This window comes from Priestia abyssalis, assembly GCF_002019595.1.
Lineage (GTDB): Bacteria > Bacillota > Bacilli > Bacillales > Bacillaceae_H > Bacillus_BA > Bacillus_BA abyssalis.
In genome coordinates, this window is the sequence record NZ_KV917369.1 from 2494952 (window position 1) to 2510398 (window position 15447).

Annotated in this window: 16 protein-coding genes and 2 pseudogenes; 14 read left to right on the forward strand and 4 right to left on the reverse strand. The window is 37.9% G+C overall.

The window, feature by feature from the left end; translation table 11 throughout:
* Window positions 1-135 precede the first annotated feature (135 nt).
* Window positions 136-705: a hypothetical protein gene (locus BK575_RS11710; RefSeq protein WP_078410531.1), complete on the forward strand. Its 570-nt coding sequence runs from the start codon at window positions 136-138 to the stop codon at window positions 703-705.
* A gap of 175 nt (window positions 706-880) precedes the next feature.
* On the opposite strand, the pseudogene BK575_RS11715 reads toward BK575_RS11710, so the two are convergent.
* Window positions 881-1191, reverse strand: a pseudogene (locus BK575_RS11715) (TrmB family transcriptional regulator); the annotation flags it as partial.
* A gap of 143 nt (window positions 1192-1334) precedes the next feature.
* Here BK575_RS11715 and BK575_RS11720 point away from each other — a divergent pair.
* The 6 genes from BK575_RS11720 to BK575_RS11745 all read left to right on the forward strand — a co-directional run bounded on the left by BK575_RS11720 (window position 1335) and on the right by BK575_RS11745 (window position 8151).
* Window positions 1335-2102 carry a TSUP family transporter gene (locus tag BK575_RS11720; protein ID WP_078410532.1) on the forward strand — a complete coding sequence of 256 codons (768 nt, stop codon included), beginning with the start codon at window positions 1335-1337 and terminating at the stop codon, window positions 2100-2102.
* 775 nt (window positions 2103-2877) lie between these two features.
* The gene (gene speB / locus BK575_RS11725) at window positions 2878-3822 is read left to right on the forward strand and encodes an agmatinase (RefSeq protein WP_078410533.1); all 945 of its coding nucleotides are present in this window, start codon (window positions 2878-2880) and stop codon (window positions 3820-3822) included.
* Window positions 3823-3957: 135 nt separating this feature from the next.
* On the forward strand, window positions 3958-4200 hold the full coding sequence (locus tag BK575_RS11730; RefSeq protein WP_078410534.1) for an aspartyl-phosphate phosphatase Spo0E family protein: 243 nt from the start codon (window positions 3958-3960) through the stop codon (window positions 4198-4200).
* A gap of 104 nt (window positions 4201-4304) precedes the next feature.
* Window positions 4305-5666 carry an APC family permease gene (locus tag BK575_RS11735; protein ID WP_078410535.1) on the forward strand — a complete coding sequence of 454 codons (1362 nt, stop codon included), beginning with the start codon at window positions 4305-4307 and terminating at the stop codon, window positions 5664-5666.
* Between the two features lie 66 nt (window positions 5667-5732).
* The gene (locus BK575_RS11740; protein ID WP_078410536.1) at window positions 5733-7367 is read left to right on the forward strand and encodes an amidohydrolase; all 1635 of its coding nucleotides are present in this window, start codon (window positions 5733-5735) and stop codon (window positions 7365-7367) included.
* Window positions 7368-7560: 193 nt separating this feature from the next.
* Entirely contained in the window at window positions 7561-8151 is a 591-nt protein-coding gene (locus tag BK575_RS11745) for a TetR/AcrR family transcriptional regulator (RefSeq protein ID WP_078410537.1), read from the forward strand.
* A 335-nt stretch (window positions 8152-8486) separates the two neighbouring features.
* Here the strand turns inward: BK575_RS11745 and BK575_RS11750 are convergent, their stop codons facing one another.
* Window positions 8487-8636 carry a small, acid-soluble spore protein, H family gene (locus BK575_RS11750; RefSeq protein WP_235867371.1) on the reverse strand — a complete coding sequence of 50 codons (150 nt, stop codon included), beginning with the start codon at window positions 8634-8636 and terminating at the stop codon, window positions 8487-8489.
* Between the two features lie 232 nt (window positions 8637-8868).
* On the opposite strand from BK575_RS11750, the gene pdxR reads away from it, so the two are divergent.
* The 6 genes and pseudogenes from pdxR (at window position 8869) to BK575_RS11780 (ending at window position 13776) form a co-directional block, all read left to right on the forward strand.
* Window positions 8869-10308, forward strand: coding sequence for a MocR-like pyridoxine biosynthesis transcription factor PdxR (gene pdxR, locus BK575_RS11755; RefSeq protein ID WP_078410538.1), 1440 nt, complete (start codon window positions 8869-8871; stop codon window positions 10306-10308).
* 380 nt (window positions 10309-10688) lie between these two features.
* A complete protein-coding gene (locus BK575_RS11760; protein ID WP_078410539.1) occupies window positions 10689-11111 on the forward strand; it encodes a YfmQ family protein in 423 nt (140 codons plus the stop codon).
* Window positions 11112-11449: 338 nt separating this feature from the next.
* Window positions 11450-12424: an oxygen-dependent tRNA uridine(34) hydroxylase TrhO gene (gene trhO / locus BK575_RS11765; protein ID WP_078410540.1), complete on the forward strand. Its 975-nt coding sequence runs from the start codon at window positions 11450-11452 to the stop codon at window positions 12422-12424.
* Window positions 12425-12744: 320 nt separating this feature from the next.
* A pseudogene (locus BK575_RS28865) lies at window positions 12745-13061 on the forward strand (hypothetical protein); the annotation flags it as partial.
* A 92-nt stretch (window positions 13062-13153) separates the two neighbouring features.
* The gene (locus BK575_RS29350) at window positions 13154-13288 is read left to right on the forward strand and encodes a hypothetical protein (RefSeq protein ID WP_268877721.1); all 135 of its coding nucleotides are present in this window, start codon (window positions 13154-13156) and stop codon (window positions 13286-13288) included.
* A 23-nt stretch (window positions 13289-13311) separates the two neighbouring features.
* A complete protein-coding gene (locus BK575_RS11780) occupies window positions 13312-13776 on the forward strand; it encodes an NUDIX domain-containing protein (protein WP_078410541.1) in 465 nt (154 codons plus the stop codon).
* A gap of 91 nt (window positions 13777-13867) precedes the next feature.
* Here BK575_RS11780 and BK575_RS28575 read toward each other — a convergent pair whose 3' ends face one another.
* Complete coding sequence (locus BK575_RS28575) at window positions 13868-14026, reverse strand: hypothetical protein (RefSeq protein ID WP_169907758.1); 159 nt, start codon at window positions 14024-14026, stop codon at window positions 13868-13870.
* Between the two features lie 283 nt (window positions 14027-14309).
* On the opposite strand from BK575_RS28575, the gene BK575_RS11790 reads away from it, so the two are divergent.
* Window positions 14310-14603 (forward strand): hypothetical protein, encoded by a 294-nt coding sequence (locus tag BK575_RS11790; protein WP_078410543.1) that lies wholly within the window; start codon window positions 14310-14312, stop codon window positions 14601-14603.
* Between the two features lie 350 nt (window positions 14604-14953).
* Here the strand turns inward: BK575_RS11790 and BK575_RS11795 are convergent, their stop codons facing one another.
* The gene (locus BK575_RS11795; protein ID WP_078410544.1) at window positions 14954-15154 is read right to left on the reverse strand and encodes a hypothetical protein; all 201 of its coding nucleotides are present in this window, start codon (window positions 15152-15154) and stop codon (window positions 14954-14956) included.
* Between the last annotated feature and the right edge of the window lie 293 nt (window positions 15155-15447).

Below are 15447 nucleotides of genomic sequence, written 5' to 3' on the forward strand. Positions count from 1 at the left end.
GGGGCTAAATAGAAATAAGCTCGAACCAAACAGAACTTCATGATATTTATATCTCTAACACGAGGTATTTTTTGAATGATTCCTTATTAGAAGAATAAACTTATTGGGGGGGATTTTGACAGGGGGTGAAAGAACATGCTGCTATCTAATGTGATTCGTTGGCTTGGGTTGTGTGCTGTATTGGGGGGAATATGCAGGGCCATAATGACCCCGTTAGAGTTAATATGGGGAGTGGACAATACAGTCGCTCTTCTTATCGGTGGAATAACAGGGTCTATTTTTATCATTCTTGGCACGGTCGGAATTTATCTTTATCAAGCGGAAAAAACCGGTATACTAGGTTTTGTCGGATTTCTGATGACTTGTTTAGGGAATGTGATTGTATGTAGTATGGTATCGGTTTCTCTTTTTGTCAACACTGCCTTAATCCAGCCACAACTATTAGAGCAAGACTTACCAGGACCTATAGGCTTTATCCGAATGGTTATGATGATCGGTATGAGTCTCGGTTATATTCTATTAGGCTATGTTACACTGCAAGCTAAAATGCTACCAAGTTGGGCCGGGGGATTGATGATTCTCTTTGTTATCTTACCTTTTATATCATTCTTAGGCGATTATCTTGCAGCAGTCTGGGGCCTTATCTACATTGGACTCGGGTGGTCGGTTTGGTCCAAACCTAATGTAAGTGAAAGTACGGCTTAAAGATATTACTCTATCGGAAAATTTAAAAAAAGCTAAAAGTCTATATGACCTTTAGCTTTTTAAAAGTGCACCTTGGGGTAGGTGTGGGAGTGATTTCTCTATATTACTTTATGCATCATGTCAGGAAAAATTCAAAAAATGGTTATAAATACCAATTTTTATAAATAAGAACAAATAATGTCCTTACACGATTGTCGGGCTTATTCTCAGTCATTTCAAGCCGCTTTAACGATTCGCTTATCACTTTATAATTCGATTGCCAATTTGATTGAGCTTTTTGTAGAAATATATCAACAGGCAGGGGCGAATATTGAGCGCTATCATCTATTTCTTCCTTCAAAACAATTCCCTTTTCAACCAGATTGTTTAATACATCATAAATTCGTGCACGTGGAATCCCGAGTCCTTACTAACCTGGTAGGCCGTAACCACTCCTTGTTTAACGAGAGAAACATACGATTTAGCTTCGTATTCATTAAACCCCAGTTTTTTTAGCTATTGCACCAAATTCTCCACTTTTCTTCCGCCCCAAATCAACTATCCTTATCATACCAAACTTGTCATGACTATTTACAATCATAAATATTTTAGACGCCATTTCAGTAGTGACTAAGAAAGAGGTTAATTAGATGTTAGTTGATTTAGATCCGTCGTTATTAATTAATTTAATTGTTTTTGGCTTTTTAGCAGCATTTATCGATTCAGTTGTCGGCGGCGGCGGGCTAATTGCATTGCCGGCCTTGCTATTTACAGGTCTGACACCAGCGGCAGCTGTTGCAACCAATAAATTAGCAGGGACAATAGGCTCTTTAACAAGCACCATAATCTTTTATCGTTCAGGCAAGCTTGATCTAACATCTGTTTATAAGTTGTTTCCACTTGTCTTTGTTGGCTCGATGATTGGTGCTTGGACCGTCCATTTAATGAATCCTGAAGTGTTGAAGCCCTTAATGCTTGTCATGCTCGCAGCTGTCGCCATTTATACCATTTTCAAGAAAGATTGGGGCAGTAGTTCAACCTATAAAAAATTATCAATCCGCCATTATATTATTTTTATGATTCTAATTTTTGCGATTGGTTTCTATGATGGATTTCTAGGTCCCGGCACAGGTTCATTTTTAATGTTTGCCTTTTTAATGATTGGATTTGATTTCTTAAAGGCGGCAGGGAATGCGAAGTTTTTAAACTTTGGCAGTAATATTGCTGCACTTCTTATGTTCATGTATTTAGGGCAAATCCATTATGCCTATGGTTTGCCTATGGGACTTGCCCAAATCGCTGGTGCCATTTGCGGCTCAAAATTTGCAATTAAACAAGGAAGCAGCTATGTCCGTGTACTGTTCATCGCAGTCACCTTTTTATTGCTAGCAAAAAACACATACGATTATCTCCATTAAAAAATACGAATCATATCTATGTTTTAAAAAAACTGTTCACATTTCTGGGAGCATGGTGAAGAAGGAAACAGGTAAAATAGCATGCACCAGAGAAAGTACCTCAGTATTTACCGGTTTTATTAAATTACTAATGGCATCATCACATTTGTTTGGCGGATGAAAGGCACAACAGTCACCAATCGTTGGGCATAACGAAAGGCTGCTTATAGAGCAGAGACAACCTTTATTTCAAAGATTTGCAGACGGACAATACTAAAAGGGAAGGACTGGTAAGCATGAATGTCTTAACAGCAAATTCAATGGAAGTATTGTTCCAATCGAAGAAACGATTTATATGGATCACGAAGGGCACTCTTGTGAGGAACAGGTATATTCCACGTAAGAACCGAACATAAGCGGTGCCATATCTACCCATGTAAGTTTACTTTTAAATAGAAATAACAGGAAAGGCTCATACCACGTCGGTGTGGGCTTTTCCTATGGGACTAAGCGTAGTGCTGCTTCTCCGTTCTGCAATCATATTTTTATAATGCAAATGAAATGCGTCTCTTCCTATAAAATCCCATACATGAACACTATGTACTTTATATTTTTCATTGTGGGATAAAAATGCTAAAATTCATTTGACTTTTCTGAATATTCACCCTAAAATTAGACTAACTACCGGTAGTTAATATAGGTTTGTTCGAAAACATGATGAATACATGATTGATTTATGAAGATAGTGTTCATGGTTCAAACTATTATTACGAATTAAGATTAGGAGCTGATTGAAATGAAATATCCTCTTTCACCTGATGTAAAGCCTGAATTTTGTACGACAGGTACGTTTATGAGATTGCCTTCTGAACATAGTGATGCAAAACTGGCCATCTTGGGAATGCCTTTTGATACAGCCGCCTCTTTCCGTGTGGGCGCTAGATTTGCACCACAGGCCATTCGACAAGCATCTATGACCTTGTTCCCTTATCATCCCATTCATGGAGTATATCCATTTGATGAGACGAATGCGATAGACATTGGTGACATTCCTGTCATTCCTCATAATATTCATCGCAGTTATGACTTGATGGAAGAGTCGGTGTTTAAGCTTATGAAAAACGGGATGATCCCCATTGGGCTGGGGGGAGATCATTCTGTAACCTTGGCGAGCTTGCGTGCAGCCGCAAAGGTATATGGCCCTATAGCCATGATTCATTTCGACTCCCACACAGACACATGGGATACATATTATGACGAGAAGTACTGGCATGGTTCACCTTTTATTCGTGCGCATGAAGAAGGGCTCTTGCAACCGGAAAAGGTCTTTCAAATTGGGATTCGCGGTACGTTAAATCATCCTGGAGACCTACAGGCAAGCTATGATCTAGGTTATAATGTGATTTCGACTCCTGAAGTTCGTCGTCGTGGTTTTAAGGACGTTCTCCAGCAAGTAAGAGAGACGATTGGCAGCACCCCATGCTTTTTAACCTTTGATATCGATTTTGTGGATCCTTCATGTGCGCCGGGAACCGGTACGCTCGAGGTAGGGGGTTTTAGTAGTCTTGAAACGCTGGAAATGGTCCGCTCCTTGACAGGATTCAATTATATCGGGTTTGATTTGGTAGAGGTATTGCCTCCATATGATCCTACCCAGATTACTTCACTCTTGGCGGCAACACTAGTACACGAGTTTGCCAGTCTTGCTGCATTAAAAATTAAAGGGGAAAAAGGCAAATAATTAAATCTAATATAAAATTATTATGGACAAGGGTATTTAAAAAACAGCTTTGTTAAAGGGCTAGTGTAGATTTTATATAGATTGGTTTTCATATATTGACAATACTTAGTAAACGGTAGAGAGGAAATAAAATCAATGATTTTGGGGATTGTATCAGCTTTAAGGGAGACTATAGATGAATATCGCCAGAGTATGTACGAATTAGCAAAGAAGAAGGGCATTTCTGATCCGCATGTGATAAAAATTAGTCAGAAATTAGATAGAAAAATCATCATGTTACAAAAGATCATGTACCATCTTCAACCTTCTTCAACAGCAAAGTCTCTTTATCCTGATGAAAACCAGATTGAGCATGCAAACATTATTCATAGTAAATAGTTTGACTGTAAAATTAACAGCAAACTTTAACAAGATCCTTAAAAATAAATATTCTATTAAGTGAGTTTGATGATATTGACTTATAGGGAGGTAGAGTTTTAGCAATGAATGGAACTTCTGAACTTAAACGTTCGCTTACTTTACGGGACGTTATTTTATTCGGTCTTTCTTTTATGGCGCCCATCACAGTTTTCACCACATACGGCATTGCTATCGACAGTACGCATGGCATGATTCCTACAGCGTATATCATTGCTCTGGCTGTCATGCTGTTTACCGCTTACAGTTATGGGAAAATGGTTCAAGAATATCCCATAGCTGGATCAGCCTATACTTTTGTGCAAAAAGGAATGAATCCGTATTTAGGTTTTCTTGTGGGATGGGTTATTTTGCTGGATTACTTGTTTAGTCCGATGATTAGTGCGTTACTTTTTGGAATCTTTGTGAATGCTTATCTGCCAAGTATCCCTATCACCGTCTGTATTACCACTTTCATTATAATTGTAACCGCTATCAATATCTTTGGGATTAAAATTGCGGCAAACGTTAATACACTTTTGGTTCTTTTCCAAATTCTCTTTATCATGGTGTTCTGCATCCTCTGTATCAAGGGGCTTTTGGAAGGAAAGGGAACAGGGGAGCTGCTCGCTTCCACTCCTTTTTTTAGTCCAAATGTGAAGTTTTCTGATTTATTATCGATTGTCCCGCTCTTGTGTTTTAGCTTCTTAGGATTTGATGCGGTAACTACTTTAGCTGAAGAAACAAAAGATCCAAAAAACGTACTACCTAAAGCTATTTACGCTATTACATTTATTGGAGGGATACTATTTGTTGCATCTACTTACTTCGCCCAGTCAATCTTTCCAAACTTTAATGCTTTCCGGGATCCTGAATCGGCTGCAGTAGATATTTTGATGTATGCAGGCGGCAATTTTCTAAATGCGCTTTTTCTTTCTGTAACCGTGACAGCATCGATTGCTTCGGCTGTAGCATCTGGTGGAAGTGGAGCAAGGATTTTGTATGCCATGGGACGGGAACATATCCTTCCCAACAAAGTGTGTGGCTATATTTCACCCAAATTTCACACGCCCATCTATAATATATTGATTATTGCTTGTATCGCTATGAGCGCTGTGTTTTTGGATTTAACGACAGCGACAGCTTTTATTAATTTTGGTGCTTTATTTGCTTTTACGTTCGTTAATCTTTCTGTTATTGTTCATTACTTTATCAGGAAAAAACAGCGATCTATAAAAGGGATATTTCTATATTTGGTGATTCCGTTAATCGGTGCTTCTATCACCGCCCTCTTTTGGATGAAATTGGATATCCGCTCAGTGGTACTTGGAGGCACTTGGTTGATTGTAGGGTTTATATATCTTTTGTACTCAACCAAAATGTTCAAAAATCGCCCCCCGGAACTATATTTTGAGGAAGGCGAAGGTGAGATGAAAATAGTAAGGTAAGTCACTGGTATTAATTCATATTGCAACCCTATTACTTTTGAGATTGATAGAAAGCGAGGACTTTAAATGAATCAACGAAAAAAAGCGGATATTGTTATTTCAAGTGATGCCATATTTACGGGGCTAACAGATTACCCAGTGCCTGGAGCAATTGCTGTTACCGGTAATAGGATTGAAGCTGTGGGTTCTAAAGAAGACATAAAATCATTTATTGGAAATGAAACGAAAGTATATAATTATGGAAATCAATTGATTATACCTGGCTTTCATGATTTTCATGTTCATGCGATGATGGGCGGTCTTGCTTTGGAAAGTGTTAATCTTTTCGACGCACGATCTGAAAAAGAGGCGGTCGAGATGGTGCGAGAGTATGCCGAGTCAAAGCCGGAGGAGGCATGGATTATTGGATTTATGTGGGATTCCAGCTACTGGGAGGATAAAAGGTTGCCGTACCGTTCTTCCTTGGACCGTGTGTTTCCCGACAGACCTGTGTTGTTGTTTCATGCCGAAGGACATTATACATGGGTAAACAGCAAAGCATTAGAGATTGCAGGAATCAGTCGGGATACTGGCAATCCATCATATGGCACGATTGAAAAAGATGAGTATGGAGAGCCGACAGGTATTTTGATTGAGGACGCATCTTCATTTATTACCAAGTATGCATATGACCTATCAAAATCTAAAAAGGCTGTACTACTAAAAAGCTTCCTTAAAGAAGCGGGACGTCTTGGCGTAACTTCTGTAAACAACCTGTTCGGCACAGAAACTTTGAGTAAATTGGATGATTTCGAGCTGTTTCAAGAGTTTGAAGAGAATGGGGACCTAACCGTACGGATGCATCTCTTTCCGGCTCTTGATGGCGATGTAGAATCGGCAAAACAGTTGCGAGAGAAGTATCAATCTGATAAATTGCGGGTGTCCGGACTAAAACAATTCATTGATGGCGTTATCACCAGCCGTACGGCTTATTTGCTCGAACCATATGCAGATCAGCCGGGAACTCGGGGGCATGCTGCCTTTTCTCGCGAGACCATCAATGAACGAGTGATTGCAGCGGATAAAGAAGGGTTCAGCATACGTTTTCATGCTATTGGAGATGGAGCGATTCGTCTTGCTTTAGATGCCTATGAGGAAGCACAAAAGGCGAATGGTAAACGAGATTCACGCCATTCCATAGAGCATGTAGAAGTGATTCATCCTGATGATATTTCTAGATTTTCTTCACTTGGGGTTATTGCTTCTATGCAGCCTAATCATTTTGCCTTATCCGAAAGAGGAGTATACACCGACCGAATCGGTAAAGAACGGGAAAACTACGTGTTTGCTATAAACACATTAAAAAATAAGGGTGCGAAGTTGGCTTTTGGGACTGACTTCCCTATTGACTCTTTAAATCCTATGCGTCAGATATACCGTGCGATTACTAGAGTTGACAGCAGCGGAAAAGACGTATGGAATGCCAAAGAACGCATTACATTATGTGAAGCTTTACGTGCCTATACGTACGGCTCTGCGTTCGGAACATTCAGAGATCATGAATTAGGTACACTTGAAGCGGGAAAACTTGCTGATATCGTTATCTTGGATAGAAATTTTTTTGATGTTCCTGTACAAGAAATTCTCGAGACAAAAGTGAAACTCACCATAAGTGATGGTAAGGTTGCTTTTACAGAACAAGAAGTACCGTCGTTAAGCTAGTATTCGTATATAACTATTTTGTGAACAGAAAAGTCCCGTTTTGAGCTGCTACATATAAAATGGGGCTTTTTTATTTAAGGAGTTTTATGAGGATTTATATGAACTTATAGATATGTAGGTGTAGTGTTTAGACTAAAAAAGGAAATAGGTTTATAATTTTATTAACGAGCGTTACATAGTATGGAGGTTTATCATGACAAAAGACAAAATTAAGGCTATCGCTTTATCCCTTTTTGCCAAAAACGGATATGAAGGAACATCCTTAGCGGAAATTGCAAAAGGAGTAGGAATACAAAAACCGTCCATATATAACCACTTTAAAAGTAAAGAAGAATTATTTCTGTCTATCTTTGAAACGATTCTATGGGAACATGTGCGGTATATGGAACAACTTATAGAGGAAATGGAAGGCTTATCGGCTGAAAAAAAGCTTTATCATATGCTATATGCTACTTTTCAGTATTATATAGATAACGAAGAAAAATCGGCTTTTCTAAAAAGGTCGATGATTTTTCCTCCTGAACCATTGAAAGAACTTATTAGCGATAAATTTCTCTTATCTGAAGAAGCTTTATCTACTATTTTACGCATCATATTCATTAAAGGAATTGAAAATGGAGAATTGTGTGATAAGAATATTGAGGACTTAGTCATTTCTTATTACTGTTTGATTGACGGGATATTTATTGAACTATCCTACTATGGAAAAGAAAAGATGGAACCGAGAATTCAAAATATATGGGATAACTTTTGGTTTGGTGTAAAAAGTGACGGAGTGTCCTAAAAAAATGGAGACTTTAATGATTTTGATTAGAAAGCAGTATTTAACGATTAGGTACAAAACGCTTTCTGTCAATCCGATACAAGTCAAAACATTTCTAACTGGCTTGATAACCAGACGTTTTATGATTAATCTTAATGAGTAAAGCCCGATTTCTCTTTGACCATAAAGTGAAATTGGGCTTTTTATAACGAGCATTGCTTTCCGGTGTAAATCCGCATTTTTCTCTAACTATTCCGCCATCATAAAAGAAAAATGTTAAAAAGGAGCAATGACCAGGATGATTACCTTCGTTTACGTATAATAAATTCCCGTTTCCTCCAAAAAATCAATCGACACTAGCTGCCTTTTACTATGGGCCCCCGCTCTGAAACAACGGCCATATTTGACGTTGCAACAACGCTTTCGATCCACACAGGAATACCATGAAAGTGTACGGCTATTTCTTGATCGGAAGACAAAATTTCTATAGCCCGCTCTACATTCATATCAACACCTCAATATTATCTTTTCCAAACACAATTATATTATTAGCGTCCCTAATAATGTAAGAATAATCATCTTCTTGTGAAGTGGATGGTCAAAAAACACAAAATTGGCTGGTAATATTTTTGAGATGTTCTTTATTATAGGAGTAAAGATTTTAAAGGTGATTTTGTTAGAGGAGCCTTCTTTAATTATAATAGGCAATAAAGAAACGATGGCAAGGGAGGGAGTTAAATGGATTGGAAGCCGAATCGCGCGGATAAGAAACCTATTTACAAACAGATTGCAGACTATATCGAGCAGGGGATTTCTTCGGGAATTTTCTCACCTGATAGCGTACTGCCATCAGAACGCGTTCTTGCAAACGAATTGCAGGTAAATCGAAGCACGGTAGTAGCTGCCTATGAAGAGTTACAGTCGCTTGGAATAGTGGAACGGAAAAAAGGAAGCGGAACACGTATTAGTACGGATATATGGGGAATATCGCATAAGCGTATCCCAAATTGGGGCCGATATGTAGAAGATGGTTCTTTTTTACCCAATCTCCCTTTAGTTCAGCGCATCCGTACCGAAATTCAGAAAAATGATCTAATTAATTTAGCCAGTGGTGAATTGGCACCACAGCTGTTTCTAACAGATCAATTTAGGGCGATTCTTTCCGATCAGCCATTTATGGGGCATCTTGGATATGACCACCCGCAAGGAAATGAAGCTTTAAGAGAAACGATTTCTTTGCATGTAAAAGAATACAAAAATATAGATACGAATCCTTCTTCCATTCTGATTACGTCCGGTGCCCAGCAGGCTCTTCACCTTATTGTTCAATGCCTGCTAAAGCCGGGAGATGCAGTTGCAATCGAGGACCCGTCTTATTGTTTTTCCCTGCCGATCTTCCAGTCTGCCGGCTTAAGGACTTTCCCTTTACCTGTAGACGAGCATGGTATCAATCCTGATGATCTTATCTCTATGCACAAAAAGCATCGAATCCGAATGGTTTTTTTAAATCCTGACTATCAAAACCCTACCGGAACCGTGCTTTCTTTGGCGCGTAGAAAACGAATTTTAGAGTTGTCGGCCGAATTTGGCATTCCGATTATTGAAGATGATCCTTATAGTCTCACCTCCTTCGATGGAAGCGTAAATTCAACCTTAAAATCAATGGATGATAACGGAAATGTATTGTATATTAGTTCCTTATCGAAAATCGTCGCATCAGGATTGCGAATTGGCTGGGTGATTGGCCCCCCGCAGGTTATTCAACGCTTGGCGGATGCGAAACAACAAGTGGATTTTGGACATAGTATTTTTCCGCAATGGATTGCAAGCGAATTTTTAGGTTCAAAACGCTTTAGTAACCATATTTTAATGCTTCGAAAAGAACTGAAGCGTCAAAGGAATGAGATGGTCTCCAGCCTTGAAGAGTTGTTAGGTGACCAAATGGAGTTTTTTGTTCCAGAAGGGGGAATCCATATGTGGTGCAAGCTAAACGCTCCGATTCCTGAATATCATCTATTGGAGGAGTCCATGAAAAAAGGGGTAGCCTTCGTTCCAGGAAGCATTTTTGGTTCGAAAAAAGGGTATGTACGCTTTACTTTTGGCCGGGGGGAGACACACTTAATCCGGGATGGCGTTTTGAGGTTCGCGGATGCCTTAAAAATCATTCAATTCAATTAATAATCATTAGCCATGCAATAAAATATCCTTCATAAAGGTTCTCACAAAATTCAATGAAAAAATGACGAATAAACTTGCCTGTAAATGATTCATGATTTTTTCATGGATTATTTGTTTATTTTTAGGCAATCACAAATATTTTGCTATTCTGTTTAGTTTTATGCTAATAGGTCAGATCTATGTCCATGGAGAGTTTGAATCGCGATTATATTTGTAAAGTGGATGGCTAAAATACCTGTAGATTGGATGGTTCGTTTTTTTTCAAATTCCTTATCATAGAAGGAAAGGTGCTATGTAATATACAAAAATCCGCTGTCTGTCCCAGGATAGCCTAAGTTAGGTAATGATGTTCATTTAAAATGTAACGGAGATGATAAAATATGACATGGTCTTTTGTGATTTTGTTGATTCTTGCGGCTCTTGCTAAGGTAGTATTGACCTGCCTTCCAACCGGTGTTGTGGAATGGATGATCAGCAAATTTGAATTGCATCCAACACTTAATGATGAGAATACCACTGTCACCATCGACGGAAAACGCTTAGAAGGTGAAGAAAAAAACGAAATTATTAATGATTTTAATGAAGCGCTTTTTTTAGAAAAATATGATATACATCCAGAGAACAGGGGAACTCCATTGGTCATTGACACTAAGAGGGGCAAAAATAATATTAGTTTTTTTGTGTACATTTACAACAATCGCGTTGATGTAGTCAAAAGGTACAAGAAGAAAGTGGTCGCATATCGTCTGCGTTCCGATAGCCTTCAAAAAGGTTCTATGGTAATAAGAGGGGAGTTAGCTTAGAAGGATCGTCAAAGAGACGGTCCTTTTTTAAGTCATTAAATGTCTATTTAATTTTTGTCAGTTGAAGCCGTTAGAAGAAAATATGATTGCATAAGAACATAGATAAAACTATCCAGTCTTATTTATCATGTATAAGATAGTAGAAAATGTTAAATGCATTTTTATTGAAAAATAAATTACTTCTTTCTATAGTATTATTATGCTATTGAAGGTTTTCTAAATAATTTCAATTAATTACATGAATAAAGATGTAATGACGGTATGAAAAGTTTACCGATTAAACGGACCTGCTTGAATTTATATCTTGTAAATATAAATAGATAGGTGGCAGAAATAACATGAAGACTACAAAACCATATAGAGTATTATTATATTATATGTATGTTCCGATTGAGAACCCGGAAGAATTCGCAGCGCAACATCTAGAATTTTGCAAGGAACTGGGCCTTAAAGGCCGAATTCTTGTGGCGAAAGAAGGAATCAATGGAACAGTATCTGGAACGATTGAACAATCAGATGAATATATGAAAATTATGAAGGAAGATCCGCGCTTTTCCGAAATGGTATTTAAGGTAGATGAAGCAGACACCCATGCTTTTAAGAAGATGCATGTTCGTCCTCGACCAGAACTAGTAACACTTCAATTAGAAGATGATGTTAATCCAAACGAAGTGACGGGTAAATATTTGAGTCCAAAAGAATTTTTTGAGGCATTGCAAGAGGAAGAAACCATCGTAATTGATGCCAGAAATGACTATGAATATGATTTAGGCCACTTTAAAGGTGCCATCAGACCTGATATTGAAGCTTTTCGTGAACTTCCCCAATGGGTACGGGAAAATAAAGAGATGCTAGAAGGGAAAAAAATTCTAACCTATTGTACGGGCGGTATCCGCTGCGAGAAATTTTCGGGATGGCTGCTGAAAGAAGGGTTTGAAGATGTTGGTCAGCTTCATGGGGGAATTGTAACATACGGGAAAGATCCCGAAGTACAAGGGAAGTTGTGGAATGGACAATGCTATGTATTTGATGAACGGATTAGCGTTCCTGTTAATCAGACAGAATATGTCATTGTCGGAAAAGATTACTTTACAGGTGAACCATGTGAACGCTATGTAAACTGTGCCAACCCAGAGTGTAATAAACAGATTTTATGCTCAGAAGAGAATGAACACAAGTATTTACGCGGGTGCACACATGAGTGCAGAGTACATCCAAGGAATTTATATGTGAAAGAACATGGTTTAACTGATGAACAGGTTGCTGCGAAGCTAAAACAGATAGAGAAGGAAGATGCAGTAAGGTTAGGATAAAGAGACTGGCCCAAGAGGTTGCTGAAACGCAGCCTCTTTATTTTGGGCGCTTTTTGGATATAACCGGATGATTGAGGGGGATGAGCTGCTTTAGAAACGGTTTCTTGAGCAGTCTGAATTAGCTGATATTGTGTATGATGCAACCTCAGCAAAAGCCTATATTCGTCATGCTAAATTGTTAAAAGAAGCGGAGAAAAAAGGAATGGATATGACTCTGGTTGCTGTGAGACCGCTAGTCGTTCCACCAGTAAACCTTGGTTCACAATTAGAAAAGGAACGATGAACTGATTGGAAAGTCGATTCAAGAAATGGCTGAAACCGTTCAATCGTATGTACCAGGCTATCGCTTGCGGACGAATCCAATTTTCAAGGGCAATAAAGTGACAATCTTTATCGAGGAGGAGGGAGCGGGTGCCGGTAACACACAAACAGAAGTGCTGGTCGCAGTGCTTGATCGAATGGGCATTCAAACGGGTGTTGATCTTTATAAGATGATGGATTTGGCTGAAGAGATTGTCGCCCCTATTTTACAACCCTCCAGGAAATTACGCGAGACAGCTTAGTCCTTGGGTATGCAGGGGTATATTCAGGCTTTGCGCTTCATGCCAAACGGGCTGCCGCTAAATTTGGTATTGAACAAGCTTACGGCATACACCACAAATAACTAAAGGTGTATAGAATAGGTATTGTCCTTTTTGGTAGAATGGAATTTAAAGGAAGGGTGGCCTAATGGAAATTATAGAAATAATAGGGGTTGTTATGATTGTCGTGACAGTATTTTCAATTGAGCTGGAATTAAGAAAAATAGTTAAGCAGAATGAAAGAATAATTGATTTGTTGGAGAAAAATCAAGATAAAAAATAAGTTCTCATAAAGGAGACGAGGAAATGCTAGTTAGAAACTCAGCAAGAGCTTTACTTATTCAAGATCATAAGATTTTAGTTGTGAAAGTAAAAGAACCTTATGGGGAATGTTGGTTTTTGCCGGGTGGCGGTCAACAACACGGGGAAAATCTTAGGGATACTGTTCAACGGGAATGTATAGAAGAAATAGGAGCGGAAGTGGAAGTAGGCGATCTGCTTTTCGTCCGTGAGTACATTGGAAAAAATCATGATTTTTCTCAATACGATGCCCCTATTCATCAAGTTGAATGTATATTTGCTTGCAAGTTAAAAGACCCTCAACAAGAGATAGAAGTAGGAATAAACCCTGATGAGGGGCAAATGGGAGTGGAATGGATACCATTGAAGAATTTAGTTCAATCTCATTTTTATCCTAAAGAGATGATTCCATATATAATGGACTATTTAAAGGGTAATCCAATTCCAATCTATCTGGGTGATATCATTTAATCTCACCATAGTCAAAAAATAAAGAAGACTGCCCAATTAAGAGCAGTCTTTCTTTATTAGGATTAGGCTATGTTAAAGTGTAGCCTCCCCATTATCCTTTGCTTGTTTCTATATTCCGCAGTTCATAGCCGCAATCAGGGCAATCGTAAATCACATTTTGATTGGATTGCGCAGTCAATACTAAGTGGATTTCTTTTTGTGATTGACAATTTGGGCATGTGACAACAGGCAAATTAATATTAATATTCATATACATCCCTCCATGCATAGAATGTGGCATCGACAGGGGTTTCATACCTATTTTAAGAGTTTTATCTTATGTAAAACCTCAATACATGAAGGGGATACAACAAATTTGTATATTCCGGGTAGAGCATTAGGGACGTTTAAATGGATATCTAAATTTTTTTATACCCTTTATTTCTGTGCAGTTAATCCGGATAAACGCAGAATGGTAAAATGGAGGATAAAAAAGGAAAAAGGCTGCTTTATGGGCATACTATGTATAAAGTATGTTCCCTGGAGTGGTAGAAATGAGAAAACTAGGTAAATTAGCAGATCTATGTTGGGAAGGATTAACTTTAAAACACATTTCTCACAAAGAGATTGTTATTCCGTATATTCTATTTTTCATCATGGTATTAATCTTTGAGTTGTTTATATCTATTTTGTTCATCGTATCTGCTTATCTATTCGTGACATACGGATATAAGCCGAACATTCACTACTATATAAGTGCTGTCATGGTGATTCTTATGTTAATGATTACAGTTCCATTGCTTATTGCAACGATGAAGCTGCACAAAAAAGAAATGAACACCGGTTAACTTCTAGTGAGTAGAATGAACTCTCAAGAGGTTTTCTTTTCGTTTTAGTCACTTTCAGCGTCCGCTGAAAGCGTGCAAAATGGTCATTTTGCACGAATGAGTCAAAACCAGCGCAAATCAACATTGTTGTTTAACACAGCCTTTCTTATAAAAAGAATGGACTTTGACATTACGTAAAGATATACAGCTATGTCGTCAAGAGGTGAGTACATAATGCAAAAGCTGGGCAGACTTGCAGGAATTAGCACGAGAACGTTACATTGATAAGAGAATACATACTAGCAGGCGGCTTCGTTGTAAGGAGCCATTTTTTATTATGAATTTGGGTAAGTTAGTTCATTAGACAATTCTTATCCTACCTTTTTTATATTTATAAGATTGTCTGATTTAAAAAAAATGTCACCGAAGAAATAAATGATTACTAAAATTAACACGAGGATAGTCGCAACAATAAATGCTTGCTTAGTGTAATTTTTATCATCTTCCCTTTGTTCCTTTATTTTTTGTCTATATTGTAATTGTATCTTTTTCTTTTTATCATCTAATTTCATAGGAACTGAACGACCTCCTTTTAATTTTACTCACTTTTAATCCTCCATATTTACAGTCACATTACTATTATCTATCATACTAAAAAATGAGATTTTATTTACAATAAAATGGAAAATTACAGTTTTTTCTTAAGAGATGATTAATATTGAAACGCTATCTTATAGAAGTAAACGGGGGGTGAGCTTAAGAAAGGGGATTGCTGCGGTATCTTTTTTCTTCTTTAGTGAAGCAGGATAGTCAAGGAAAGACATATAATATATAGAAATATAGCTGAATATAATTGTAATCAAAA